Source organism: Ralstonia insidiosa, assembly GCF_008801405.1.
Taxonomy (GTDB): domain Bacteria; phylum Pseudomonadota; class Gammaproteobacteria; order Burkholderiales; family Burkholderiaceae; genus Ralstonia; species Ralstonia insidiosa.
Genome location: NZ_VZPV01000001.1, coordinates 1,092,097 through 1,118,818, shown reverse-complemented (window position 1 = coordinate 1,118,818; position 26,722 = coordinate 1,092,097). Strand labels below are relative to the sequence as shown.

Annotated in this window: 22 protein-coding genes; 16 read left to right on the top strand and 6 right to left on the bottom strand. The window is 65.6% G+C overall.

Annotated elements, in window-relative coordinates:
• Positions 1-7: 7 nt before the first annotated feature.
• Positions 8-304 (bottom strand): cupin domain-containing protein, encoded by a 297-nt coding sequence (locus tag F7R11_RS05415; RefSeq protein ID WP_048934072.1) that lies wholly within the window; start codon positions 302-304, stop codon positions 8-10.
• 172 nt (positions 305-476) lie between these two features.
• On the opposite strand from F7R11_RS05415, the gene F7R11_RS05410 reads away from it, so the two are divergent.
• Genes F7R11_RS05410 through F7R11_RS05385 form a run of 6 tightly spaced genes read left to right on the top strand, consistent with a single transcriptional unit; the run spans position 477 to position 6,566 of the window.
• A complete protein-coding gene (locus F7R11_RS05410) occupies positions 477-1,646 on the top strand; it encodes an ABC transporter substrate-binding protein (RefSeq protein WP_390624356.1) in 1,170 nt (389 codons plus the stop codon).
• 19 nt (positions 1,647-1,665) lie between these two features.
• A complete protein-coding gene (locus F7R11_RS05405) occupies positions 1,666-3,504 on the top strand; it encodes an ABC transporter permease (RefSeq protein ID WP_064801747.1) in 1,839 nt (612 codons plus the stop codon).
• Positions 3,505-3,536: 32 nt separating this feature from the next.
• Positions 3,537-4,103 carry an OsmC family protein gene (locus F7R11_RS05400; RefSeq protein WP_064801746.1) on the top strand — a complete coding sequence of 189 codons (567 nt, stop codon included), beginning with the start codon at positions 3,537-3,539 and terminating at the stop codon, positions 4,101-4,103.
• Positions 4,087-4,923, top strand: a complete 837-nt coding sequence (locus tag F7R11_RS05395; protein ID WP_064801745.1) for an ABC transporter ATP-binding protein — start codon at positions 4,087-4,089, stop codon at positions 4,921-4,923. The genes F7R11_RS05400 and F7R11_RS05395 overlap by 17 nt, the downstream gene beginning before the upstream one ends.
• Positions 4,924-4,930: 7 nt before the next feature.
• Positions 4,931-5,680, top strand: a complete 750-nt coding sequence (locus F7R11_RS05390) for an ABC transporter ATP-binding protein (RefSeq protein ID WP_048934067.1) — start codon at positions 4,931-4,933, stop codon at positions 5,678-5,680.
• A 34-nt stretch (positions 5,681-5,714) separates the two neighbouring features.
• The gene (locus tag F7R11_RS05385) at positions 5,715-6,566 is read left to right on the top strand and encodes a VOC family protein (RefSeq protein ID WP_064801744.1); all 852 of its coding nucleotides are present in this window, start codon (positions 5,715-5,717) and stop codon (positions 6,564-6,566) included.
• A gap of 5 nt (positions 6,567-6,571) precedes the next feature.
• Here F7R11_RS05385 and F7R11_RS05380 read toward each other — a convergent pair whose 3' ends face one another.
• Complete coding sequence (locus F7R11_RS05380; protein WP_031329870.1) at positions 6,572-7,312, bottom strand: response regulator transcription factor; 741 nt, start codon at positions 7,310-7,312, stop codon at positions 6,572-6,574.
• A gap of 472 nt (positions 7,313-7,784) precedes the next feature.
• Entirely contained in the window at positions 7,785-8,702 is a 918-nt protein-coding gene (locus F7R11_RS05375) for a LysR family transcriptional regulator (RefSeq protein WP_021196578.1), read from the bottom strand.
• Positions 8,703-8,854: 152 nt separating this feature from the next.
• Here F7R11_RS05375 and F7R11_RS05370 point away from each other — a divergent pair, with 152 nt between their 5' ends.
• Positions 8,855-9,751: a pirin family protein gene (locus F7R11_RS05370; RefSeq protein ID WP_021196577.1), complete on the top strand. Its 897-nt coding sequence runs from the start codon at positions 8,855-8,857 to the stop codon at positions 9,749-9,751.
• A 39-nt stretch (positions 9,752-9,790) separates the two neighbouring features.
• On the opposite strand, the gene F7R11_RS05365 is transcribed toward F7R11_RS05370, so the two are convergent.
• From F7R11_RS05365 to F7R11_RS05355, 3 genes are all read right to left on the bottom strand, one after another.
• Positions 9,791-10,834, bottom strand: coding sequence for a serine/threonine protein kinase (locus tag F7R11_RS05365; protein ID WP_064801743.1), 1,044 nt, complete (start codon positions 10,832-10,834; stop codon positions 9,791-9,793).
• A gap of 5 nt (positions 10,835-10,839) precedes the next feature.
• A complete protein-coding gene (locus F7R11_RS05360) occupies positions 10,840-12,522 on the bottom strand; it encodes a DEAD/DEAH box helicase (RefSeq protein ID WP_064801742.1) in 1,683 nt (560 codons plus the stop codon).
• Between the two features lie 162 nt (positions 12,523-12,684).
• Positions 12,685-13,689, bottom strand: coding sequence for a LysR family transcriptional regulator (locus tag F7R11_RS05355; protein WP_021196574.1), 1,005 nt, complete (start codon positions 13,687-13,689; stop codon positions 12,685-12,687).
• Positions 13,690-13,821: 132 nt separating this feature from the next.
• Here F7R11_RS05355 and F7R11_RS05350 point away from each other — a divergent pair, with 132 nt between their 5' ends.
• The 9 genes from F7R11_RS05350 (at position 13,822) to F7R11_RS05310 (ending at position 26,641) form a co-directional block, all read left to right on the top strand.
• Entirely contained in the window at positions 13,822-15,129 is a 1,308-nt protein-coding gene (locus tag F7R11_RS05350) for an MFS transporter (protein ID WP_064801740.1), read from the top strand.
• Between the two features lie 25 nt (positions 15,130-15,154).
• Entirely contained in the window at positions 15,155-16,201 is a 1,047-nt protein-coding gene (locus tag F7R11_RS05345; RefSeq protein ID WP_064801738.1) for a histone deacetylase family protein, read from the top strand.
• 258 nt (positions 16,202-16,459) lie between these two features.
• The gene (locus F7R11_RS05340; RefSeq protein WP_064801736.1) at positions 16,460-17,542 is read left to right on the top strand and encodes a TetR/AcrR family transcriptional regulator; all 1,083 of its coding nucleotides are present in this window, start codon (positions 16,460-16,462) and stop codon (positions 17,540-17,542) included.
• A 108-nt stretch (positions 17,543-17,650) separates the two neighbouring features.
• Positions 17,651-20,161 carry an acyl-CoA dehydrogenase gene (locus tag F7R11_RS05335; protein WP_064801734.1) on the top strand — a complete coding sequence of 837 codons (2,511 nt, stop codon included), beginning with the start codon at positions 17,651-17,653 and terminating at the stop codon, positions 20,159-20,161.
• A gap of 31 nt (positions 20,162-20,192) precedes the next feature.
• Positions 20,193-21,605 carry a 3-oxoacyl-ACP reductase gene (locus F7R11_RS05330; protein ID WP_064801732.1) on the top strand — a complete coding sequence of 471 codons (1,413 nt, stop codon included), beginning with the start codon at positions 20,193-20,195 and terminating at the stop codon, positions 21,603-21,605.
• Between the two features lie 7 nt (positions 21,606-21,612).
• Positions 21,613-22,551 (top strand): MaoC/PaaZ C-terminal domain-containing protein, encoded by a 939-nt coding sequence (locus F7R11_RS05325; RefSeq protein ID WP_064801729.1) that lies wholly within the window; start codon positions 21,613-21,615, stop codon positions 22,549-22,551.
• Between the two features lie 4 nt (positions 22,552-22,555).
• Complete coding sequence (locus F7R11_RS05320) at positions 22,556-23,875, top strand: acetyl-CoA C-acetyltransferase (RefSeq protein WP_064801728.1); 1,320 nt, start codon at positions 22,556-22,558, stop codon at positions 23,873-23,875.
• Between the two features lie 85 nt (positions 23,876-23,960).
• The gene (locus F7R11_RS05315; RefSeq protein ID WP_064801725.1) at positions 23,961-25,700 is read left to right on the top strand and encodes an AMP-binding protein; all 1,740 of its coding nucleotides are present in this window, start codon (positions 23,961-23,963) and stop codon (positions 25,698-25,700) included.
• 35 nt (positions 25,701-25,735) lie between these two features.
• Positions 25,736-26,641, top strand: coding sequence for a DUF1571 domain-containing protein (locus tag F7R11_RS05310; RefSeq protein WP_064801723.1), 906 nt, complete (start codon positions 25,736-25,738; stop codon positions 26,639-26,641).
• Positions 26,642-26,722 lie beyond the last annotated feature (81 nt).

Sequence of the window (26,722 nt, the reverse complement as noted above, 5' to 3'; positions counted from 1 at the left end):
TTGCCGCTTACACGTCCAGAATAACCAGCGTGCCGGCGCTGCCAGCGTCCACGCTGTGCGGCACACCAGCCGGCACGACATAGACTTCCCCGCGCGAGACCGTCACCGCCTCGCCGTGGATGCGCAGGCGCAGCTCACCGTCAATCACCAGCAGGCCCTCGGCATAGTCGTGCACCTCGTCGGGATACGGCGTGCCATCCATGCGCAGCACCTTGAAGTTGCCGCCACCAAAACGCTCCAGCACGCGAGACGACCATGCCTTGGGAAGCGCTTGCGCAAACGCATTCAGATTGACCAGTGACACAGAAAGCTCGGCTGGGAGGAAGGGACGCCGAGCATAGCATCGCCGATTCGCACACGCATGGCGCGCATGCTTGCCCGCGCGAATATGCATGCTCCAAACCGTTCGTTGGCGCACACGCACGGCCAGCCCATAGTGATTGCTTCCCTGTCTTTCCTGAGCGATGGAGCAAACGATGGCTGTACTGCGTGGATGGCGCCGTTGGTGGAGCGGTGCAGTGTGGGTGGTGGCTGCCGCTGCCGGTGGGCACGCCCTGGCGGCGCCCGCCTCCGGCGAGCCGCTGTACTTTGGCGTCTCGGGCCCGCTGACCGGGCAGAACGCGCAGTACGGCGCGCAGTGGAAGGCCGGCTTCGACCTGGCGCTGGAGCAGATCAACGCTGCCGGCGGCATCCACGGGCGCCCGCTGCAATACGTGTTTGAAGACAGCCAGAGCGACCCACGCCAGGCAGTCGCCATTGCGCAAAAGTTCGTGGCCGACCGCCGCATTCTCATCGAGCTGGGGGATTTCTCCAGCCCCGCCTCCATGGCCGCTTCGCCGATCTATCAGCGCGCGGGGCTGGTGCAGTTGGGCTTCACCAACTCGCACCCGGATTTCACCAAGGGCGGTGATTTCATCTGGAGCCCATCGGTCAGCCAGGCCGATGCGCAGCCGCTGCTGGCCGATCTGGCCGTCAAGACCGAAGGCTTCAAGCGCGTAGCCGTGCTGTACCTGAACACCGATTGGGGCCGCACCAGCAAGGACGTGTTCGCGGCAGCAGTCAAACAACGCGGCGCGCAGGTGGTGGCCGCCGAGGGCTATCAGCCTGACGAGAAGGATTTCCGCTCCACGCTCGTGCGCGTGCGGGATGCCAAGCCTGACGGCATCGTCCTGATCTCGTATTACGCAGACGGCGCCCTCATTGCCGGCCAGTTGCGCGCCACCGGCATCCAGTTGCCGATCGTGGCCGCCAGCTCGGTGTACTCGCCCAAGTTCCTGGAGCTTGGGGCGGCGGCCGTCAATGGCGTGGCAACCAACACCACGTTCTTCCCCGACGAGCCGCGCCCGGTGGTGCAGGCCTTCGTCAAACAGTTCCGCACCAAGTACCAGCGCGACCCCGATGCCTTCAACGCCTTCGCCTACGACGCCGTCATCCTGGCCGCCGAAGCACTGAAGGCCGGCGGCACCGACCGCCGCGCCATCCGCGACGCGCTGCCCAAGCTGCGCGACGTGCCTAGCGTGGTCTTTGGCCGCGCCACGTTCGATCCGAACACGCGCCGCGTACTGGGCGTGCGCAGCGTCAACGTGGTGGTCAAGGACGGCAAGTGGGCGCTGCTTGAGCGCAAGTCGACGGTGGCATCGCAATAGCACGACGGGTGGTTTGACGATGGAATCGCTGTGGCATGGAGCGTGGCTGGATTACACGGTCAACGGGCTCGTCGTCGGCAACATCTATGCGTTGCTGGCGGTGGGGCTGGCGTTGATCTTCGGCGTCTCGCACCTGATCAACTTTGCGCATGGCTCGGTCTATACCGTAGGTGCGTTCCTGGGCTGGTTTGCCATCACGCATCTGCACGCGCCGCTGTGGGCGACGATTCTGCTGGTGATTGTCGGTTCAGCGCTGCTGGGCATGGGCATCGAGCGCGTGGGGTTGCGTCCGCTGGCAAACGCGCCGCGCATTGCGCCGCTGCTGGCCACCATCGGTTTGAGCTATGTGATCGACCAGGCCGTGCAGTTGCTCGCCGGGCCCGACCCGCGAGCGCTGCCAAGCCCGCTGCCCGATTGGCGCCTGACGCTGGGCGGCGGCAGCATCGGCGCGCTGGATGTGCTGATCGCGGGGCTGGGCCTGGCCAGTGCTGCCGTGCTGTTCGTCTTCCTGCGCTACACGCGCCTGGGCTGGGCGGTACGCGCCACCGCACAAGACCGCGACGCCGCGCGCCAGATGGGCGTAAGCACCCATGCCGTCAACCAGGCGGTGTTTGCGATTGCCTCGGCGCTGGGCGGCCTGAGCGGCCTGCTGGTCGGCATGTACTACAACAACATCAGCCCAGCGATGAGCTTTCAGGCCACGCTCAAGGGCGTGGTGGCGGTGGTGATCGGCGGCGTGGGCAACGTACCCGGTGCGATTGCCGGCAGCCTGCTGCTGGGCCTGACGGAAAGCTACGGCGTGGCGCTGTTCGGCACGCCCTACCGCAACCTGTTCGCCTTCCTGTTGCTGCTAGGCGTGCTGGCGTGGCGGCCCAATGGCTTGTTCGCACGCAAGCCGGCATTGCCACCCGAACCGTTGACCGGCACCTTCATCGCACCAAGCCGGCCGATCCACGTGCCGCGCTGGGTGTGGCCCGTGGCAGTCGCGGTGCTGGCGTTGATTCCGCTGACCGGCATCTCGCCGTACGTCGTGCAAGTGCTGACCAATGCCTGGCTCTATGCGCTGCTCGCGCTATCGCTCTCGCTGGTGGCCGGTACAGCGGGGCAGATCTCGCTCGGGCACGCTGGTCTGCTGGCAATCGGCGCCTATGCATCGGCGTTGCTGGCGATCGATGCCCATGTGCCGGTGCTGCTGGCCGTGCTGCTGGCGGGCATCGTCACCGCCGGGCTGGGCACGCTGCTGGTGCTGCCGGCGTTTCGCCTGCGTGGGCACTACGTGTCGATTGCCACGCTCGGCATCGGCGAGATCATTGCGCTGGTCATCCTCAACTGGGAAAGCGTGACGCGCGGGCCGATCGGGGTGGCGGGCATTCCGCCGCTGGCGGTGGGCAGCCTGGCACTCGATTCCGCGGCGGCGTTCTACTGGATGGGCCTGGGCGCGGTGGTTGCGCTGGCGCTGCTGCAGCGCCGCCTGCTCGGCACGCACCTGGGCCGCAGCCTGCGCGCCATCCGTGATGACGACGTCGCGGCCCGCGCCTATGGCATTTCACCGGCGCGCTACAAGGCGCTGGCGTTCGGTGTGGGCGGCTTTGCGGCGGGCATTGCCGGCGCGTTGACGGCGCATCAATACAGCTACATCAACCACGAGACCTTCGGCTCACCGATCTCCATCTTGGCGCTGACCATGGTGATCCTCGGTGGCCTGGGCAACGTGGCGGGGGCGGTGATCGGCGCGGTGGCACTGGTCGGCCTGCCTGAACTGTTTCGCGTGACGGCCGAGTACCGCGTCCTGATCGTCGGCCTCACGCTTCTGCTGCTGGTCCGCTTCCGCCCGCAAGGGCTGCTGGGAACGGTCTGAGCAGTCCAACGCATGACTCCCAAGAGGGCCCCATGAGCACACTCAACGACTACCTGATCGAAAAACGCGCGGCCGTCCTGGCCCGTGATGCACGCATCGCCGCCGGTACCTTCGAGCCGGTGCGGCTGGCCGCCAGCGTGAGTGCCGAGGGGCGCAGCGGCGTGCGCCGCGTGCGCATCCGCGAGCACCAGATCATCAGCGACAGCCCGCCCGACTTTGCCGGCTACAACCTCGGGGCCAGTTCTCCGGAGCAGCAGTTGGGCGTGCTCGGGTCCTGCGTCACGCATATCTTCCTGATCCAGGCCGCGCAGCATCAGGTGCCGATCGATTCGCTGGAGGTGGAGGTGACAGGGCAGATCGATGCCCGCGCCGGCCACCCCGGCTTTGAGCACGTTCCCGTCTATCCGCACGACATCGGCTACACGGTGCACATCGCGTCACCGGCATCGCGCGAGCAGCTCGATACGCTGTTCGAGGCAGTCGAGCGCACCTGCCCGATCCTGAACCTGCTCAAGCATCCGCAAAGTATTCGCGCCACGCTGCAACACACGCGCACGGGCACCGCGCAAACGCAGGCCAGCGATGCCGTCCCGGCTTGAACTGCGTGGCGTCACGCGTCGCTTCGGCGGGCTGACGGCCGTTGACGGCATCAGCCTGGACGTGGCCGACGGCGAAGTCGTCAGCCTGATCGGCCCGAACGGTGCGGGCAAGACCACGCTGTTCAACCTCATCACCGGCATCGACACACCGGATGCCGGCACGGTGCGCGTGGATGGCATCGACACAACCGGCAGGCGTGCCGAGCAGCTTGCTGCCGCCGGCCTGGCACGCACGTTCCAACACGGCCGGGTGTTCGGCAACCTGAGCGTGCTCGACAACGTGCTGATTGGCGCGCACGCCCAGCTGCGCGCGGTGCGGCCTGCGTGGCCCGTGATCGGCCCGCTTGCCGAACTGGCGCTTGCGCTGTGGCGCCCGGCGCGCGTACGCGACGAAGAAGCCGCACTGCACGCCCAAGCGCTCGACATCCTCGCGCTCTTTGGCGAGCGCCTGCTGCCCCGCCTGCATCAGCCCACCTACACGCTGTCGTATGCGAACCGCCGCCGCGTGGAGATCGCCCGCGCGCTCGCCGCCCGCCCTCGCCTGTTGCTGCTCGATGAGCCCACCGCCGGCATGAACGAGAGCGAAACCGCCGAGATGCAGCAGATCATCGCCACGCTCAAGGCGCGCGGCCAGACCATTCTCCTGATCGAGCACAAGCTGGAACTGGTGATGCGGCTGTCTGACCGCGTGATCGCCATGGATGACGGCCGCAAGATCGCCGAGGGCGAGCCCGATGCCGTACGCAACGATCCCGCTGTCGTCGAAGCCTATCTTGGCCACCGCGCCGTGGGCGAAGCGCCCGACGCCCTGGCTGCATGAACCCCACATGACCACGCTCGCCCCTTCCGCTCCGCTGCTGCGCCTGAGCCACATCAACACGCACTATGGTCCGGCGCAAGTGCACTTTGACGTGAACCTGGACGTGCAGCACGGCCAGATCGTCAGCCTGCTGGGCGGCAATGCCAGCGGCAAGTCGACGTCGATGAAACTGATCCTCGGGCTGCACAAGCCGACCTCCGGCGATGTGCAGATCGATGGCGCCTCCACCCTAAAGCTGTCGACGCCGCAGATCATCCGCCTGGGCGTGGCGTCGGTGCCCGAAGCGCGGCGGTTGTTCGGCGCCATGACAGTGCGCGAGAACCTGCTGATGGGCGCCTTCACGCGCAACCCGCACCGCGAGCGCGCCGCCATTGCAGAAGACTACGAACGCATGCTCGCCTTGTTCCCACGCGTGAAAGAGCGCCTGCACGCGCTGGCCGGCACGCTCTCGGGCGGTGAACAGCAGATGGTGGCCATGGCCCGCGCGCTGATGGGCCGCCCGCGCCTGATCTGCATGGATGAGCCGACCATGGGCCTCTCCCCACGCTATGTCGACCACGTACTGGACCTCATCGCCCAAGTGAACGCGACGGGCGTGTCGGTCTTCATGGTCGAACAGAATGCCAGCCTCGCCCTGCGCATCGCCCACCATGGCTACGTACTGCAGAACGGCCGCATCGTGCTGTCGGGCCCGGCGCGCGAATTGCTGCACGACCCGCGCATCCGCCATGCCTACCTTGGCGGTGAAGCCGCCTGACGCTGCCGCAATCCCCCACCCAAACGGAACCGCCATGAGCCTGACCCTGGACCACATCGTCATCCGCGTGAACGATCTCGAGCGCGTCATTGCCGACTACGCTGCACTCGGCTTTACCGTACAGCGTGGCGGCACCCATGCCGACGGCGTCACACACAACGCCCTGGTGGGTTTTGCCGATGGCAGCTATCTGGAGCTGATTGCCTTCCTCCAGCCCGCACCCGAGCGCCGCTGGTGGACGCTCGGCGAGCAGCATGGCGCCGGCTATGTCGACTTTGCCCTGCTGCCGCACAACGTGGGGGCATTGGTCAGCGCAGCGCGCGCACGTGGGCTCGACTATGAAGGCCCGCTACCCGGCGGCCGCCTGCGCCCCGATGGCGAACAACTGCGTTGGGAACTTGGCCGCCCGGCCACCTCCGATCTGCCCTTTCTGTGCGGCGACATCACGCCGCGCCACCTGCGCGTGCGCGAAGGCGACGTGCGCGCGCACGCCAATGGCGTGCGAGGTATCGCATCGGTAACAGTGGTGGTACGGGATATCGAAGCGAGCGTGGCGCGCTATCGCGCACTGCTCGGATTGACGCAGGAACCGGCGCCAGTGGCGTTGTCCGGTATCGGAATCGCCACGGTCGTGTTGCCGGTGGGCGGTGCGTCCGTGGTGCTGGTCAGCCCGCTGCCGGGCAGCGCCCTGCCGGCAGCCGCAGACCTGGAACACAGACTCAGCACGCGCGGAGAAGGCGTGCTGGGCCTGACGCTGGCGGGTGCGCACAGCGCAGCCGCCTCATTGCCCACCGCACAGACGCACGGCGCGTGGATCACCCTGCAACCGGGTCATCCTGCGCCATACGTGCCAACCAATGCGCTGGCTGAAGCCGTGCTCAACTGAGCCCGTCAGACTTCGTACGGCACAGCCTCGTCGCCCACCAGTGAGCTTGCCTCATCCGCAGGCCTCAGGTGGTCCAGTCGATAGCCGTGCTTGTACACGGCTACCAGGCGCACCTCGTTCACCGGTTCGATGTTCAGTTTCATGCGGATGCGCGAGACATGGCTGTCGATCGTACGTGTGTACTCCGACGAGTTGCGGCCCCACACCTGCCCGAAGATATGGTCACGCGAAAGCGTGCGGCCCACGTTCGAGAACAGCAGCAGCGCGAGCTGGAACTCGATACCCGTCAGCGTGACGGGCTCGCCGTGCAGCGTGACCTGCTGGCGCTGCGGATTGAAGTGGAACGGGCCCACGTCAAACGGCAGACGACCGTACGGAATCGGATAAGCACGACGCAGCAGCGCATCAACGCGCGCGCGCAGCTCAGGAATGCGGAACGGCTTGGTGATGTAGTCATCAGCACCCTGCGTGAGTGCGCGCACCAGGCCCTTCTCGCTCTCTTCGGCCGTCACGAACAGGATCGGCAGGACATCCTTGTGGCGGCTGCGCACCACGCTCAGCACATCGATGCCGAGCATGCCCGGTGTGTGCCAGTCGAGGATCAGCATGTCGTACGAGGAGCGCCCCAGCATGCGCAGCAGCGTTGCGCCATCGGTATAGGTGACCACATCGTGGCCGGACTGGGACAGGATCTGGACGATGACTTCGCTCTGGAAGGGATCGTCTTCAAGCAAGGCGATTCGCATGTTCGGTTCCATGAAAAATGCGCACATGCGTGCCGGGATGGCGTGGGCTCGTACAGCAGCCCAATCGGCTGCACTCTCGTGCGATCCGTTGCATGTGTTATTTCCATGCAATTTTGTTGGCAAGGTGTGCCACGAACCATGAGAAGAGTCCTAATTTGTGAAGACTCTTCCAAGCGCCCACGGACATTGGCTGACCGAGAACATCGGCATCGCGAATAAAAAAAAACCCGGACAAACGAGGTCCGGGCGGCGGTGTTTCTCACAACGTGACGGGATCAGAAACACCCAAGGGTCGCGTATGCCGGACACGCTGCAGCACACCGGGGGGACGCGCTGCAACGCTTCACGGGGGTGACGTCGAGGAGGTCGACGTAGTTGTCCGGCAAACGTGGAGCGGATGATGCCGCGCCACATGCGTGCCCGGATCATTCGTCACAACATTTAACGGACCACCATGCCCGGTGGCGATGCCTCAGATGGGATCAGCGTTTTCCAGTTCCTGCCGGATCGACTCTGTCAGCATGTCGATCAGCAGACGCACCCGCTTGGGTACAAAACGCGCAGATGGCGTCACGAGATTGATCGGCTCACCGCTGGTGGCGTAGTCGGGCAGCACGCGCACGAGGCGCGGCAGTGGCGCGTTCGCACGGGCAATACCGCTTGCATACAAGGGCAGCGGACCGATGCCGGTGCCGGAGGCGATGAGCGTTTCCAGGTAGATCAGGCTGTCGGCATTCAGGCGCGCACGCACGGCCACGGTCTTCAGGCCGTCGGGGCCGACCAGGCGCCATTGCGTCTCGCCACGGCCAGTGCCGCGGAAGTCGAGACAGCAGTGGTCGGCCAGTTCCTGCACCGTCTCGGGCACACCGCGCCGCTGCAAGTATTCCGGCGAGGCGAACAGCCCGATGCGCAATACACCCAGCGGCCGCGCCACGAGTGAACTGTCGGCCAGCCGGCCAACACGCACGGCAAGATCGAAGCCCTCCTGCACCAGATCGACATTGCGCGGCGAGAGCACGACATCCAGGTCAATGTCCTGGTATTGCTGCATGAAACGCGCGGCCACCGGCGCGACCAGCAGGCGCCCCACATCTTCGGAAGAGGTGAGCCGCACTTTGCCGCGCGGGGTGTCCTGCAGCTCACCCGCGCAGGTTGTTGCGCGCTCAATGTCTTCCAGTGCATGCGAAGCCACCTGATACAGGCTCTGACCAGCGTCGGTCAGATGCAGCGTGCGCGTGGTGCGCTGTAACAGGCGTACGTTCAAATCCTGTTCCAGCGCGGCAATGCCCCGGCTGACAGACGATTTGGGCAGATCCAGGCGCGCGGCAGCCGCGGTAAAGCTGCCCGCCTCGACAACGCGCACGAACAGCGACAATTGATTCAAATCCACGTGGTTTCCTCCTCTTGTGGTCGTGCTCGCCGGTCTATGGTTGTAATTGTCCCGCCGGGAGCAACATTTTTTCCCACGATAACCGACTAGTGCCAAAGGGGCAACCACCCTACATTGTGGGTATGACAAATCCCCAATTTCAGGAGAAGCACATGGAAACCCTCGTGCAACCTCGTGTGCAACATGCTCGCCGCGTGGAACGCATCGTCACCGGCCGGCCCACCTCGGACGGGGCGGGCGTGAAGCTCACGCGCGTGCTGACGAACAACCTGCAACGCCGGCTCGATCCGTTCCTGATGCTCGACGCGTTCCGCAGCGATGATCCGAACGACTACCTGGCCGGCTTTCCCGATCACCCGCACCGGGGCTTTGAAACGGTGACGTACATGATCGCGGGCCGCATGCGCCACCGCGACAGCGCTGGCCACGAAGGCCTGCTGCAACACGGCGGCGTGCAGTGGATGACCGCCGGCAGCGGCGTCGTGCATTCGGAGATGCCCGAACAGGAAGACGGCGTGATGGAAGGCTTCCAGCTCTGGCTGAACCTGCCCGCACGCGACAAGATGACGACCCCGTGGTACCGCGACATCCCGTCGAACGAGATTCCCGAGTTCACGACGGAAGATGGCGTGGCGGTGCGCGTGATCGCTGGCGAGTCGCAAGGCGTGCAAGGCGCGATGACGCGTGAAGCGACACAGCCGCTGTATCTGGACATCACGCTGCCGGCGGGTGCGTCGTTTGCACAGCCGCTGCCGGTGGGGCACAACGCGTTCGTCTACGTGTTCCGTGGCAGCGCGCTGGTGGGCGATGTCGATGCACCGGGCAATGCCGGCCTGCAACGCGTGGATGACAAGCAGATGGCCATCCTCGCCAATACGGAAGGCAGCGACGGCGTGGTCATCCGCGCAGGTGATGCTGAAGCACGTGTGCTAGTGGTGGCAGGCAAGCCGCTGAACGAGTCGATCGCGCAATACGGCCCGTTCGTGATGAACACGCAGGAAGAAATCTTCCAGGCCGTGCGAGACTTCCAAGCTGGCAAGTTCGCCTAAAGCGTTCGCATTTGCCCAAAGAAAAACCGCCGCTCGGTTTTACCAGAGCGGCGGTTCGTCCAACAGCGCGATCTGCTCGCGCAATTCCAATACCCGATCCTGCCAATAGCGTTGCGTGTTGAACCACGGAAACGCGGCCGGAAACGCCGGATCATTCCAGCGACGCGCCAACCACGCGCTGTAGTGCAGCAGGCGCAGCGTGCGCAGCGCTTCCACCAGATACAACTCACGCGTGTCGAATTCGCAGAAGTCTTCGTAGCCGGCCAGCAGGCTGGCGAGCTGCGATTGCATCGACGGTCGATCGCCCGAGAGCAACATCCACAAGTCCTGCACAGCGGGACCGGTGCGGCTGTCGTCAAAGTCAACGAAGTGCGGGCCGGCACTGCGCAGCGGGTCGCCTTGCTTGGCGTCGGCCTCTTCGATCCAGAGAACGTTCGACGCATGGCAATCGCCGTGTAGGCGCAGCAATGCCACATCGCCCGCGCGGTCGTAGCAGCGACGCACGCCATCCAGCGCTGCGTCGGCCACGCTGCGCCAGGCGGGCAACAAATCCGGCGGGATGAAATCGTGTTCGAGCAGCCAGTCGCGCGATTGCACGCCGAAGGTGTCGATGTCGAGCGCGGGCCGCGCCATGAACGGGCGTTGCGCACCCACGGCATGGATGCGTCCGAGGAAACGGCCCATCCATTCGAGCGTGTCGTCGCGATCAATCGCGGGGACGCGGCCGGCGCAGCGCGGGAAGACCGCAAAGTGCCAGCGCTCGAACGCGTGCAGCGTGCGGCCGTCGATTTCCAGCGGTGCGATCACTGGAATTTCCGCAGCGGCGAGTTCCGCCGTGAAGGCGTGTTCCTCGACGATCTGCGCGTCGTTCCAGCGGCCCGGCCGGTAGAACTTGACGACCACCGGCGCGCTGTCTTCCACGCCGACCTGGTAGACGCGGTTCTCGTAGCTGTTGAGCGCGAACATGCGGCCGTCCGGCATCAGCCCAACCTGCGCCAATGCATCGAGGATGCTGTCGGGCGTCAGGCCGTCGTACGGGGCTTCAGAAGATGCTGGTTGGCCGCTGTCGTCGCTACTGTGCATGAACGTCAGGCTTTGCGGCCGCCGAGCAGTGCTGCCGCTTTGGCAAACAAACCGTTGAACGGTTGCTTGGCCGGTTGTGCAGCCTTCTGCGCCGGTTGTGCGGCTTGCGTGTTCGACGAACGACGCTGACCGCCCTGCCCGTTACCTTGTCCTTGGCCATTGCCCTGGCGTTGGCCGCGCGCTTGCGATTGGCCGTTGCTGGCGCCGTTGCCAGCACCATTGCCGCGACGCCCATTGTGCGGCTTCGGTGCAGCCTGACCGTCACGTTGGTCTTGCGCCTGGCGTTGGCGGTTACCGCCACCATTGCGACCCTGGCCTTGGCCTTGATTCTGGCTCTGGGCCTGACCGTTACCGCTCGACTCACGACGCGGTTCGCGGGGCTCACGCGGAGCACGTGGCTCGCGCGGTGCAGCGTTGCCGCCCGCAGCTTGGCGCGGTTGCTGGCTGCGACCACCGCCCGGGCGACCGCCACGCGCATTACCGCCACGGCCCGCCGAGTTGCGCCCATTCGGAATCGGCTCCGGCGCAATCGTCGGGTCCGGCTCGAAGCCTTCCAGTACGGTGCGCGGCAGTTCGCGCTTGATCAAGCGTTCGATGTCGCGCAGCAGGCCGTGTTCGTCCACGCAAACCAGCGAGATCGCCTCGCCCTGCGCACCCGCGCGGCCCGTACGGCCGATCCGGTGCACATAGTCTTCCGGCACGTTCGGCAGGTCGAAGTTGACGACGTGCGGCAGTTGATCGATGTCGATGCCGCGTGCGGCGATGTCGGTGGCGACCAGCACGCGCAGCGTGTTGGCCTTGAACTCCGACAGCGCGCGCGTGCGTGCCGACTGGCTCTTGTTGCCGTGAATCGCCAGCGACGAGATGCCATCGCGCGTGAGCTGTTCGGCCAGGCGGTTCGCACCGTGCTTGGTGCGCGTGAAGACCAGCACCTGGTGCCAGTCGTTGTCGCGCACGAGCTTGGCCAGCAGCTCGCGCTTGCGCTCGCGGTCCACCGGATAGATGCGCTGCTCGACCGTCTCGGCCGTGGTGTTGCGGCGTGCGACTTCGATCAGCGCCGGCTTGTCGAGCAGGCGGTCGGCCAGCTCGCGGATGTCATCCGAGAACGTGGCCGAGAACAGCAGGTTCTGACGCTTGGGCGGCAGGATATTGAGGATCTTGCGGATGTCGTGGATGAAGCCCATGTCGAGCATGCGGTCGGCTTCATCCAGCACCAGCAGTTCGATGTGCGACAGGTCGATGGTGCGCTGGCCCACGTGGTCCAGCAGACGGCCCGGCGTGGCCACGACGATATCGACGCCGCGCTTGAGCGCGTCGATCTGCGGGTTGATGCCAACGCCGCCGAACATCACCATCGACTTCAGCGGCAGGTATTTGCCATAGGCGCGCACGCTCTCTTCCACCTGCGCGGCAAGTTCACGCGTGGGGGTGAGCACCAGCGCGCGAACGGGGAAGCGCATGCCGTTGGGCGTCTGCACCTTGTTCGGCTGCGTGGCAGCGAGGCGATGCAGCAGCGGCAGCGTGAAACCGGCGGTCTTGCCGGTACCGGTCTGTGCACCGGCAAGCAGGTCACCGCCCTTAAGGACTGCGGGGATGGCCTGGCGTTGAATCGGGGTAGGTTCGGTGTAGCCGAGTTCGGCCACGGCGCGTACCAGCTTGTCTGACAAGCCGAGTTCGGAAAACGACATGGAAACGGTGAGACTTGAACCGGCGTGTCCCGCGCATTCGTTCGTGCGCCAATCGTGGACAGAGCCTGGGTAGATGACGGGGCGACTGGACCCCGGGGACTGCATGAACTGCAAGAAGGGCGGTAGTTTAACAGGATGTGATGGCGGACTTGGGTTTACCCGCTACCCTGCCGGCGCCCGCAACGCCGCCAACGGCGCATTCACCACATCCCCCAGCCGCTCAGCCAGCGAATACCGCGCCATATACCGCCTGAAATGTGCCAAGAACGCCTCTTCGGCGGGTGCCAGGCGTCGCTCCTTGTGCCACATCAGGTACAGATCGATATCGGCGACGCCCTCCTCCGGCGGCAAGCGCCACAGCCGCTGCTGCGCCAAGTCATCCGCCACGATGTGCTCCGGCAGACACCCCACCCCATATCCCGCAAACACCAAGCGCTTGATCTCATCCAGGCTCGGCGACGTGGCGACGATGCGCCCGGTGAATCCCTGCTGATCCCGAAACACGGCCAGCGGCGACAGCGCATCGCCCAACTGGTCGCTCATGAACGAGACAAAGTTCTCGCCGAGCAGATCGCTGATCGACAAGCCAGTGCGCCCGAACAACCGGTGGTGCCGTCCGCAAAACACCGCGTAGCGCTGGCGCAAAAACAACTGCCGCTCCAGCTTGTCGATCGGCGTGCGACACAAGCTCAAACCAATGCCGGCGCGCTTCTGCGCCAATGCATCAAGAATGTCGGCGCTGCGCATCACCTCCACCTGCAGATCGACGCGCGGGTGATGCCGATGAAACGCCGCCAGGCATTCGTCATACACGCCCGACTGGATGCGGCTGACCGTCAGCAAGTGCAGCACGCCGCTCACATCGTCCTGTGGCTCACCCAGTTCTGAGCCAAGCCGCGCAACATTGCCGTAGACATCGGTAGCGATGCGCAGCACGTCCTCGCCAACGCGCGTGAGGCGGAAGTGCGAGCCACGCCGCTCGATAAGCGTGTGGCCGAGCTGATCTTCCAGGCGCCGCAGCGCAAGGCTCACGGCCGGCTGCGTGATGTGCAGCCGCACCGCCGCACGGCTGATGCTGCGCTCGTGGACGATGGTGAGGAAGGTGCGCAGCAGGTTCCAGTCGAGTCGGTCGCTGACCAGGGCGGGATCGAGAGCAGACGGGTCCATGGCGGTGAATATGAGTTCAAATTATACAAACGATAAGTATTCAGAATTTGACTAATACCCGTCAACCGGCAATAAACACGCATCCGCTGCCTCGATGCAGTGGGCGAAAAAATATTCGTGAGGAGCTACACAATGCAATCGTCTCAACCGGGCGGGCGTCAGCCTGCGCGCGCGGCCACCGCCGCCTTTGTCGGCACCATGATCGAGTGGTACGACTTCTACATCTACGCCACCGCCGCCGCGCTCGTCTTCGGGCCGTTGTTCTTTCCAGGCGGTGATCCCTTCCTCAGCACGCTCGCGTCGTTCGGTACGTTTGCCGTGGGCTTCTTTGCGCGGCCGCTGGGTGGCATCGTGTTCGGCCACTGGGGTGACCGCATCGGCCGCAAGAAGGCGCTGATGATCACGCTCACGATGATGGGCCTGGCGACCATCGGCATCGGCCTGCTGCCGACGTACGCCACCGCCGGTGCGCTCGCGCCCGTGCTGCTGGTGCTGCTGCGCGTGGTGCAGGGCATCGCGGTCGGCGGGGAATGGGGCGGCGCGGTGTTGATGGCGGGCGAACACGCGCCCAAGGGCCGCCGCACGTTCTTCGCATCGTTTGCGCAGCTCGGTAGCCCGGCGGGGTTGATCCTCTCGCTGCTGGCCTTCCGCCTGGTCACGTCGATGGAGAAAGACGTGTTCATGGACTGGGGCTGGCGTCTGCCCTTCCTGGCAAGTGCGGTGCTGCTGGTCGTGGGCGCGGCGATTCGCTCGGGCGTCAATGAATCGCCCGAGTTTGCGCAGGTGCAGGCGCAGCGCAAGACGGCCAAGCTGCCGATCGCCGAGGTCTGGCGGACGGCGCGCGTGCCGGTGCTGCTGTGCATCGGTGCCAACACGATCGGCATTGCGGGCGTGTACTTCACCAACACGTTCATGATCGCGTACACGACGCAGTACCTGTCGCTGTCGAAGACGTTGATTCTCGATTGCCTGTTTGCGGTGGCGTTCATCCAGTTTCTTGCGCAGCCACTGGCGGCTTGGCTGGCGGAGAAGCTGGGCGGCGCGCGCTTCCTCAAGCTGATGGCGCTGCTGGCGATGGCGTCGCCGTATCCGATGTTCCTGCTGGTGCAGACGCGGCAGGCGCCGCTGATGATTCTCGGGATCGCCATCGCCGTGGTGTGCATGGCGAGCTTCTACTCGGTCATTGCGGGCTTTGTGTCGGGCGTGTTTGAGACGCGCGTGCGGTACTCGGCGATCTCGCTGTCGTACCAAGTGTGCGGTGCAGTGGCGGGCGGGCTCACACCGCTGGTCGGCACCATCCTCGCGCAGCGCTTCCATGGCGAATGGTGGCCGCTGGCGGTGTTCTACACGCTGCTCGCCGGCGTGTCGCTCGTCTGCATCACCGCCATTGACGCGCGCCAGCGTGGCCGCGCGCCCGCCGGCGATGCCGTGAACGCATAACGATCTCCCCCCAACCCGCTTCACCATGCTGACGTTCTTCCATCCCGAACAGCTGCTGCACCATCCGCAGAGCTACTACTCGCGCGGCAAGATGCGCACGCCGCAAGAGGTGCCCGACCGTGCCCGCAACCTGTTGCAAGCCGCGCGCGATCTCGGTTTCACCATCGCGCAGCCCGAAGACCACGGCCTCGCGCCGCTCACTGCTGTGCACGGCGAGCCCTATCTGCGCTTCCTGCAGGACGCCCACACCGACTGGCGCCGACTGCCCGAAGACTGGGGCGACGAGGTCATGTCCAATATCTTCGTGCGCGAGCCCAATGCACTGCGCGGCGTGCTGGCCCAGGCCGCGCGCTACCTAGCGGACGGCAGTTGCCCCGTCGGTGCCAACACATGGCGATCGGCCTATTGGTCGGCACAGAGCGCTGCGGCCGGCGCGCAAGCCATCCTCAACGGCGAGCGGCTGGCCTACGCGCTGTGCCGCCCGCCCGGCCACCACGCGCGCCGCGAAGCCGCCGGCGGCTTCTGCTACCTCAACAACGCTGCCGTGGCCGCACAGGCCTTACTTGGCCAATTCGGCGCCAAGTACAAGCGTGTCGCCATCCTCGATACCGACATGCACCACGGCCAGGGCATCCAGGAGATCTTCTACGATCGCGCCGACGTGCTGTACGTCTCCATCCACGGCGACCCGACCAACTTCTACCCGGTCGTCGCGGGCTTTGACGACGAGCGCGGCGCAGGCGATGGCGAAGGTCTGAACATCAACCTGCCCATGCCGCATCGCTCGCCGGAATCGGTGTTCTTCGACAAGCTGGGCGTGGCGCTTGCGGCACTCGAACGCTTCCAGCCCGATGCGCTGGTGCTGTCGCTCGGCTTCGACATCTATCGCGAAGATCCGCAATCGCAGGTGGATGTGTCGACGGAAGGCTTTGGCCGCCTCGGTGCAACCGTTGGTGCGCTCGGCTTGCCAACGCTGGTCGTCCAGGAAGGCGGCTACCACCTCGCCACCCTTGCACAAAACGCTGCCGCATTCTTCAGCGGCCTGCAGTCGCCCCATCAACCAGCCGGCTGACTCCAGCCACCCCGGCGCAGACATCCCTTTAGCAATTTGGATGTTTGCGCCTACTCACCTTGCAGCCTAAGCGTTTCATACGTTCTCCAGGCCACCTCCCCTCGTCTAGAGTGCCCGCTCGAATTGGGAACTTTGCGTTTTCAAACGTCTGTTCCTAACATGCCCAGGCAACCCCATACACATGTTTGAATCGAGCGTTAGAGCGCTGCAGTGCAGCAATCGAGCCGATATCAGACCTAAAAAAACGAGGTAGGAGACATGGGACGTCCTGGAGCAGGAGACACCAAGGGCCGCATTCTGGAAGCCACCGAACTGCTGTTCATCGAGTTCGGCTACGAGGCGATGTCGTTGCGGCAGATCACCGCGCGCGCGAAGGTCAATCTGGCTGCGGTCAACTATCACTTCGGCAGCAAGGAAGCGTTGATGCAGTCGGTGCTTGGCCGCCGGCTCGATCCACTCAACACGCGCCGCCTGGCGCTGCTCACGGCCTGCGAAGAACGCTGGACCAAGGAGCAGCTCACGTGCGATCACGTGCTCGGCGCGCTGTTCGTGCCGGCGCTGCAGATGGCGCGCAACCCCGATACCGGCGGCCCCGCCTTCCTGCGTCTGATGGGCCGCGTGTATTCCGACACCTCGCCGTTCGTGCAGAACTATCTGCTCGGGCATTACGCGCCGGTGTTCGGTCGCTTCTTCGAAGCGTTTTCGAGCGCGCTGCCGCATGTGCCGCGCGCTGAGCTCGGCTGGCGCCTGCACTTCTCGCTCAAGGCACTCGCCGGCGTGCTGGCCGGGGATGACCTCAACAACCTGCTGCCGATGTTCACGCAGGGCAAGCCGATGAACGATGCCTCGCTGCTGGCGCGCCTGACCGCGCTGGTGGTGGCCACGCTCAACGCTCCGCTGCCTGGCGAGGCCGGCGCACTCGACCAGGTGGTCGAACTGGCCGAAGCCCAGGCCCCCACACCCGTGGTTCAGGCCGACGATGCGCCCAACGGCGGCGACGGCGGCAATGGTCATGGCGGTTCAAGCCGCCATGGCAACGGGAGCAGCAACGGCAATGGCCGTGCCCCCGAGCGCACCACGGCACCCGCCACCGCATCCCCTTTTGCCGGTGACCTGTTTGGCCGTACGCCCGGCGCACGCGCCAGTGCGGCCGAAGATGCCGACGCGCACGAAGACGAGCACGACAGCGCCCTCGACGACCGTGACGACCGTGACGAGCACGAGGATGCTAGCGCCTCACCCACGGCACGTACCCGTGCGCTGGCCATCCGCCGCAGCAACGCCGCGCGCGCAATCTTCCCGGCCAACCCGATGCGCCCCTGGCGCAGCCCCAGCGCCTGACGGAAAAACCAAGCGCAGCGCGGCTTCAGCCCCCGTAGGCACGAGAGTCGCTGGGCATTCGGCAACCACCGAATGCCCAGCGCATGAACGCATCGAATGGAGACCCTCATGACGACGATCTGGATCGTCCTGCTTTGCATCGGCGCGCTCGGGCTCGCCACGATGGAAGCATCGGCACTCGCTTGGCTGGTCGCAACCGGTGTGTGGCTGGCGGTGGGCGCATGGCTCAGCCTGGTCGGCCCGGTGATGACCGCGTTACTTGCCATCGTCTTCGTACTGCCGGCGCTGGTGCTTACGTTCAAGCCGCTGCGCCGCACGCTGATCACGCGCCGTGTGCTGGCGGTGTTCCGGAAAATCATGCCGGAGATGTCGCCAACCGAGCGCGACGCCATCGAGGCCGGCACCGTCTGGTGGGATGCTGAACTTTTCTCCGGCCGCCCGGACTGGAAACGCCTGCTCTCGTCACCGCCACCGCGTCTGTCGCCGGAAGAACAAGCGTTCCTCGACGTGGAAACCGAGAAGCTCTGCGACCTCGCCAACGACTGGGAGACCACGCAGATCTGGCAAGACATGTCGCCCGAAGCGTGGGCCTACGCCAAGCGGGCGGGCTTCCTGGGCATGATCATCCCGAAGGAATACGGCGGCAAAGGCTTCTCGGCCTATGCGCACTCGCAGGTCATCATGAAGCTGTCGACGCGTTGCTCCGCAGCGGCCGTATCGGTCATGGTGCCCAACTCGCTGGGCCCGGCGGAACTGCTGCTGCACTACGGCACCGAAGCGCAAAAGAACCACTACCTGCCGCGCCTCGCCCGCGGTGAAGAGATCCCCTGCTTTGCGCTGACCAACGCGTATGCGGGTTCCGATGCGGCGGCCATTCCCGACGTGGGTGTGGTCTGCCGCGGTATGCACGAGGGCCGCGAAATGCTGGGCTTTCGCGTGACCTGGAGCAAGCGCTACATCACGCTCGGGCCGATTGCGACAGTGCTGGGGTTGGCCTTCCGCGCGGTCGATCCGGACGGGCTGCTCAGTGGCGATAAAGAACCCGGTATCACCTGCGCGCTCATCCCGACCAAGCATCCGGGCGTGAACATCGGCCGCCGCCATTGGCCGCTGAACGCGGTGTTCCAGAACGGCCCCAACTGGGGCAAGGATGTGTTCATCCCGATCGACTGGGTGATCGGCGGGCAGGCACAGGTGGGCCGTGGCTGGCGCATGCTGATGGAATGCCTGGCGGCAGGCCGTGCGATTTCGCTGCCGTCGTCCAACGTGGGGCTATCGAAGATTGCCGTGCGCAGTACCGGCGCGTATGCCGCCGTGCGCCGCCAGTTCCGCACGCCCATCGGCAAGTTCGAGGGCATTCAGGAAGCACTTGGCCGCATGGGTGGCAACCTGTACATGATGGATGCGGCGCGGCGCCTGTCTGCGCTGGCGGTAGACCTGGGCGAGAAGCCCTCGGTCATCTCCGCCATCGCCAAGTACCACGTCACCGAACGTGCGCGCGATGTGGTCAATGATGCGATGGACATCGTGGGCGGCAAGGGCATCTGCATGGGGCCGAACAACTTCCTGGCGCGTGCGTACCAGCAAGTGCCGATCGCCATCACGGTGGAAGGCGCGAACATCATGACGCGCTGCCTGATCATCTTCGGGCAGGGCGTGATCCGCTGCCATCCGTATGTGCTGCGCGAGATGACCGCCGCACAAGGCGCAGATTCACCGGAGACGCTGCGCGCGTTCGATGCGGCGCTGTTTGGGCACGGTGCGTTCATCGCGGGCAACTTCGTGCGCGCGTTCCTGCATGCGCTCTCGGGCGGTCGCGTGGCGCCAGCGCCAAGCCATGCCGCGCCCGAGATGCAGCGCTACTACCAGGCCGTCAACCGCTTCTCGACCGCACTGGCGCTGCTGTCCGATGTGTCGATGTTCACGCTGGGCGGCACGCTCAAGCGCCGCGAAAGCATCACCGGGCGCCTGGGCGACATCCTCTCGCAGATGTATCTGATCTCGTCGGCGCTCAAGCGCTTTGAAGACGAAGGCCGCCCAGTTGAAGATGCGCCGCTGGTGCACTGGTCGGTGCAGGACGCCCTAGTCAAAGCGCACGACGCATTGGACGGCGTGCTGGCGAACTTCCCGAACCGCGGCATCGCCGGGTTGCTGCGCGCGCTGATCTTCCCGTTCGGCTCGCCTTATCGCAAACCGTCTGACGCACTGGCCGCACAGGTAGCCGAACTGATGCAGACGCCTGGCACAGCGCGTGACCGCCTGCTGGCCGATTCGTACTGCCCCACGCCCGACATCGACCCGATCGCTTACGGTGAATGGGCCTTCCGCCTCCAACCGGCGGTGGATGCCATCGAGCAGCGCTTGAAACCCGTCGTCCGAGAAGGCAAGCTGCCGCCCGTGCCGCAAAGCCTTCCCGACTTCGAAGATTGGACCGCGCAGGCCGTGGCACAAGGCCTCATCGACGAGGCCGAACGCAAGCAACTGTGCGACTACGCGCGCTACGGCGAACACGCCGTCGCCGTGGACGACTTCCCGCCCGACTTCAACCTGCTGGCCGATCTGCAGCGCCGCAAGGATGCGCTCGACGCCTTGCAAACCGCCGAACGCCGCGCAGCCTGACGGCGTGACATAGAACAAGACAACAACAACGATGCAAGACAAGTACCTCGATTTCGTCGGTTCCGGTTTTGGAAAATGGCTGTCGGCCAACCTTGGCCTGCCACAGCCGGTGCCGTTGCGCCGGTATCAGGAAGGGAAACCGGAGTTCATCGGCCCGTTTCTGGTGGGTGCCGCACCCGGCGGCGCAATGCGCGAAACACTGGCCGCGCTGTTTGCCGAAATCGGCGTGCCCACGCGCTTTCATGAAAGCGACCCCGAATGGCTCGGCGCTGCTAACCGGCACGGGCAGATCACCGGGCGCTTTGTTGCACCCACCGGCAAGGAAGGCGATGCATTTGACCGCGTCGGCGGCATCGTCTTCGATGCCACCGGCATGCAGACAACGGAAGACCTCGACGCGCTGTATCACGTATTCCACGATGGCGTGCGTGCAGTCGGCCGCTGCGGGCGCGTGGTGGTCATTGGCCGCCCGCCTGAAGATTGCAAGACGCCGCAGGCTGCTATCGCCCAGCGCGCGCTGGAGGGGATGACGCGCTCGCTTGGCAAGGAGATCCGGCGTGGTTGCACGGCGCAGCTCGTCTACGTGGCGGAGGGCGCCGAGAACGTAGCGGCGTCAACGCTGCGCTTTCTGCTGTCGGCGCGCTCAGCATATGTATCGGGGCAGGTGGTGCGCGTGCGCGCCGCAGCGCCGGCTTCCGTGGATTGGCAGAAGCCGCTGGCCGGGCGTACCGCACTGGTGACGGGGGCCTCGCGTGGCATCGGCGCGGCAATTACGCACGTGCTGGCGCGTGACGGTGCGCGTGTGCTGTGCCTCGATGTGCCGGCTGCACAGGAAGGGTTGAACGCCGTGGCGCAGGAGATCGGCGGTGAAGCGCTGGCCTATGACATTGCCGCGCCGGAAACACCCGCCGTGCTCGCACAGCAGTTGGCGGCGCTGGGCGGCATCGACATCCTCGTGCACAACGCCGGCATCACGCGCGACAAGACCATCGCCCGCATGGCCGAACCGGCGTGGCGCAGCGTGCTCGACATCAACCTCACCGCGCAGTTGCGTATCAACGACGCGCTGCTCGCCGCCAACGCGCTGCATGCGGGCGGGGCCATCGTGTGCGTGTCGTCCATCAGCGGTATTGCGGGCAACCTGGGGCAGACCAACTATGCGACGTCCAAGGCGGGTGTGATCGGGCTGGTACAAGCCAGTGCGCCGCCGCTGGCCGAACGCGGCATCACCATCAACGCCGTCGCACCGGGCTTTATCGAAACGCAGATGACGGCGGCCGTGCCCTTCGCTATTCGCGAGGCGGGCCGCCGCATGAATGCCATGAGCCAGGGCGGCCAACCCGTCGACGTGGCCGAGGCGATTGCGTGGTTTGCGTGTCCGGCATCCAACGGTGTGACAGGCAACGTGGTACGCGTGTGCGGCCAGAGCCTGCTCGGAGCGTAGAACAATCATGCCGCCCACCGTTGCCGCACGCCCCCGCGCGACTGTCACGCCATTCGCTGCCACGCAGACGCTGGTGACCACACCGCCATCGGCCAGGGCGCTGGCGTGGCGGGCGCTGCTGTCGCAACGCAAGGGCAAGCGCGGCGGGCCGCTGCCGCGCCACACACTGGTGCGGCAAGAGGTGCCGCTGGATGCGGAGCACATCGCGCACTACGCAGCAGTCTGTGGCTTCTCGCCCGCACACGGCGTGCCGATAACGTACCCGCACCTGCTGGGCTTTCCGCTGCAACTCATGCTGATGACGGAATCGACGTTCCCGTATCCGGTGATCGGGCTGGTGCATCTGTGCAACACGATCCGTCAGCATCAACCACTCACCGCCGGTGAACGCGTGCGTGTGGAGGTCCGCCCGCGCCGACTGTTCCAGCATGCGCGCGGACAGGCGTTTGCCATCGAGACAGCCGTCATTCGGGCCGGTGCAGTGGTGTGGGAATCGCTCTCGACCTACCTGCGCGTGGGCGTGCCGTCTCCGCAGGGCGCGCCGCTGATCGCCTTGCCGGCGACGCAAGACCTGTCGCCCGATGGCCACTGGGATGCGCCCGCCGACACCGGCCGCCGCTACGCCCGTGTCTCAGGCGACTGGAATCCGATCCACGTATCGAACCTTGGCGCGAGGTTGTTTGGCTTCGCCCACCCCATCGCCCACGGCATGTGGACCAAGGCGCGCGCGCTGGCAGCGTTGCTGCCGGCCGCGCCACTTGCCCGGGGCGAAGTGGTGGCCGAATTCAAGACGCCGCTGCAACTGCCGGGCGCCGCCACGCTCTGGCAAGCCGAAGATGCCGCGCCGGGTGGCGCCTTCGAGGTACGCAACACTGCCGGCGACAGACCCTATCTGCGCGGCGTGCTGACGCTGCCGCAGGCACAACAAGAACACACGGGAGAGTAGATCCATGCTCGTCAACACTCAGGTGCGTCGCGTCGCCATCCTCGGGGGCAACCGCATTCCGTTTGCCCGCTCGAACACGGCTTATGCCACCGCATCGAACCAGCAGATGCTGACCGCCGCGCTGCAGGGCCTGGTCGACCGATTCAACCTGCACGGCCAGCGCCTGGACGAAGTGGTGGCCGGCGCCGTGATCAAGCTCTCGCGGGATTTCAATCTGACACGCGAATCGGTGCTCTCCACCACGCTCGCCAAGCAAACGCCCGCGTACGACGTGCAGCAGGCATGCGGCACGGGGCTGGAAGCCGCCATCCTGGTCGCCAACAAGATCGCGCTGGGGCAGATCGACGTGGGCATCGCGGGCGGCACGGATACGACGTCCGACGCGCCCGTCGGCCTGAACGAGAAGATGCGCAAGATCCTGCTGGAAGCCAATCGCGCCAAATCCACCGGCGCGCGCCTCAAAGCACTGGCCGGCCTGCGGCCGTCGATGTTCGTGCGCCCACTCCTGCCGCGCAACAGTGAGCCGCGCACGGGCCTGTCGATGGGGGAGCACTGCGAGCTGATGGCCAAGCGCTGGGGCATCCGCCGCGAAGACCAGGATGCACTGGCCCTGCGCAGCCACCACAACCTGACGGCCGCCTACGAGCGCGGCTTCTTCACCGACCTCATGACCGCCCACCTCGGGCTGGACCGCGACAACAACCTGCGCAGCAACCTCACTGCAGAACAGCTCGCCAAGCTGCAGCCGGTATTCGACCGCAGCGCCAGCGGCACCATGACCGCCGGCAACTCCACGCCCCTCACCGATGGCGCATCGTGCGTGCTGCTGGCCAGCGAGGACTGGGCGCGCGCGCACAACCTGCCTGTGCTCGCCTACATGACCTGCGCAGATACGGCTGCGGTCGATTTCTTCAGCGGCACACCCGAGCAGAACGAAGGGCTGCTGATGGCGCCGGCCTATGCCGTCTCGCGCATGCTGCAGCGCGCAGGCCTCACGCTGCAAGACTTTGACTACTACGAGATCCACGAAGCTTTTGCCGCCCAGGTGCTCTGCACACTGGCCGCATGGGAGTCGCCCGAGTACTGCCGCGAAAAGCTCGGCCGCAGCGCGCCACTCGGCAGCATCGACCGCAGCAAGCTCAACGTGAACGGCAGCTCGCTGGGCACGGGCCATCCGTTTGCCGCCACCGGCGGGCGCATCGTCGCCACGCTCGCCAAGATGCTGGCGCAGCGCGGCAGCGGGCGCGGGCTGGTGTCGATCTGCGCGGCCGGCGGACAAGGCGTGGTTGCCATCCTGGAGCGCCCTGAAACGATGTCGAACTGAACCAATGGGCCAACGGGAACGGCCCACCTCAAGAACCCGCGCGGCACATAACAAAACCATGCCGCGTTTCATGGACGGAGACACCATGAACACCGTTGCTGACCACAACAATCTGACCGACCGCATCTGGCTGAAGTCGTATCCCGAAGGCGTGCCCGCCGAGATCGACCCCGACCGCTATCACTCGCTGGCCGAGGTGTTTCGCGAATCGGTGGAGAAGTACCGCACCCGCGTCGCTTATGTGAGCGTGGGTACCGAGATGACGTACGACCAATGCGAACGTCAGGCCAAGCACTTCGCGGCGTGGCTGCAATCGCGCGGCGTGAAGAAAGGCGACCGCGTGGCGATCATGCTGCCTAACAGCCTGCAGTACCCGGTGTGCCTGTTCGGTACGCTGCTGGCCGGTGCCATCGTCGTCAACGTGAACCCGCTGTACACGGTGCCCGAACTGGCACACCAGCTGCGCGATTCCGGCGCGCAAACCATCGTCGTGCTGGAGAACTTCGCGCGCACGCTCGAACAGGCGCTGCCCGGCACCCAGGTGCGCAACATCGTCCTGACCGGCATTGGCGACCTGATGGGCGGGGCACTCAACCTCAAGGGCCGTGCTCTGAACTTCGTGATGCGCAATGTGCAGAAGCAGGTACCGGCATACAAGCTGCCGTCCCCCATCTGGTTGCGCGATGCGCTGGCCACAGGGCGTACGCGTGCGCCGCAAGCCGTGTCACTGGCGCCGGAAGACATCGCCTTCCTGCAGTACACCGGCGGCACCACGGGCGTGGCCAAGGGCGCGATGCTCACCCACCGCAACATCATCGCCAACCTGCTGCAGGCGGAGGTGTGGTCCAAGGGCATGCTCTCGGACGATGCGGAGACCAACGTCACGCTGCTGCCGCTGTATCACATCTTCTCGCTCACGGTGAACCTGCTGATGTTCATGACCATGGGCGGGCGCAACATCCTGATTGCCAATCCGCGCGACACCAAGCGCGTGCTGTTCATCCTGCGCAACGAGCGCTTCTCGGGCATTGCCGGCGTCAACACGTTGTTCAACTCGCTGCTGGAAGATCCGGAATTTGCCAAGCGTGATTTCTCGGCCATGAAGATCACCATCGGCGGCGGCATGGCGGTGCAGCGCGCCATCGCGCAGCGCTGGAAGCAGGTCACGGGCCACACCATCGTTGAGGGCTACGGGCTGACGGAATGCTCGCCCGTGGTGTCGATGAACCCGCCGCAGGTGACCGAGTTCAGCGGCACCATCGGCCTGCCGGCGCCATCCACCGAGGTGCGCTTCAAGGCCGACGATGGCAGCATCGCGCCGCTGGGCGAACCCGGCGAGCTGCAGGTGCGCGGCCCGCAGGTGATGCGCGGCTACTGGCAACGCCCCGATGAAACCGCCAAAGCCATCGACGCGGACGGCTGGTTCTCCACCGGCGACATCGGCGTGATGGACGCCAACGGCTACATCCGCCTGATCGACCGCAAGAAGGACATGATCCTGGTCTCGGGCTTCAACGTGTACCCGAATGAGATCGAAGACGCCGTCGCGCTGCACCCCGAAGTGCTGGAGGTGGCCGCCATTGGCGTGCCCGACCCGGTGGCGGGTGAGCGCGTGAAGGTCATCGTGGTGCGGCGCACCGGCGCGCTGACGGAGCCGGCACTGCTCGAACACTGCCGCGCCCACCTGACCGGCTACAAGATGCCGCGCATTGTCGAGTTCCGCGATGAGGAGCTGCCGAAGTCGACCGTCGGCAAGATCCTGCGCCGCGAACTGCGCGATGCCGACCCCGACATCAAGCGCGCCCGCGCCGAGGCCCAGCAATGACCCCCATGACAATCGCAACGATGGAGAAGACCCGCATGCAACTGCGCGCGCTTGCCCTGGCGACGGCACTGGTCTGCACGAGCGCCGCGTGGGCGCAGACGCCTGAGGCTTCCGCGCCCACCGTACCTGCCGCCACGGCAGCCGCTGCATCCCAGTCCACCGCCATCAGCAGCTTTGGCGCCATGGATGTCGCCCGGCAGACGACCTGGCTTGCCGGCCAGGTCCAGGCCAACGCCTTTGCCGACTGGTCTGACGACGACATCCTCGCCATGGCGCAGGCGATGAAGCCCGAAACGCTGCTGCGCTGGCTGCGCGCTGAGGTCGCCAAGCTGCCGGAGTACGAATACCGCATGCGCCGCCAGGAGCGCGTGAAAGACCAGTGGCAAAGCCAGCCGGCCCTGATGCTGATCCGCTACCGCAACGCACCACGCCAGGTGTACGCCCGCTGGCTCAAGGGGGGCGCGCATGCCGGCCAGGAAATCATCTACGACGAGACCGTGCGCCGCGATGAGATGTACGGCCACCTCGGCGGCCTGCTTGGCTTTGCCGCCATCTGGAGCGCGCTGGACGGGTCGCTCGCCAAATCGCAGTCGAACCACACCGCGCGTGAACTGGGGCTGCAGTTCATCGTCGACACGGTGGAACGCGATGGGCGCGCCCACGTGGCTGCCGGTGGCACCGGCAAGTTCAACGAGGCCAAGATGGTGACCGAAGGCGGCGAGCGCATGCTGCGCCTGACCTGGGATGCCCCCAGTGGCCCACCCACGTTCTACGCCAAGCGCGTGCGCCTGTTTTTCGACCTCAAGAACCCCTGGGTTCGTGTCGAAGAATCCTGGGATGAGTCGGGCAACCAGCTCGAGAAGATCGTCATCGAGAGCGTGACGCGCAAGACCTGGAACGACCAAACCTTCAACCCCAAGAACCCGGAATACAAGTTTTGAAGCCCCACCCGTAGAACGTTGCGCACCAAGGCTCCGCCGCTCGGGCGACCGGTATCAAACACGCCTAGGGGAAACCCCTGT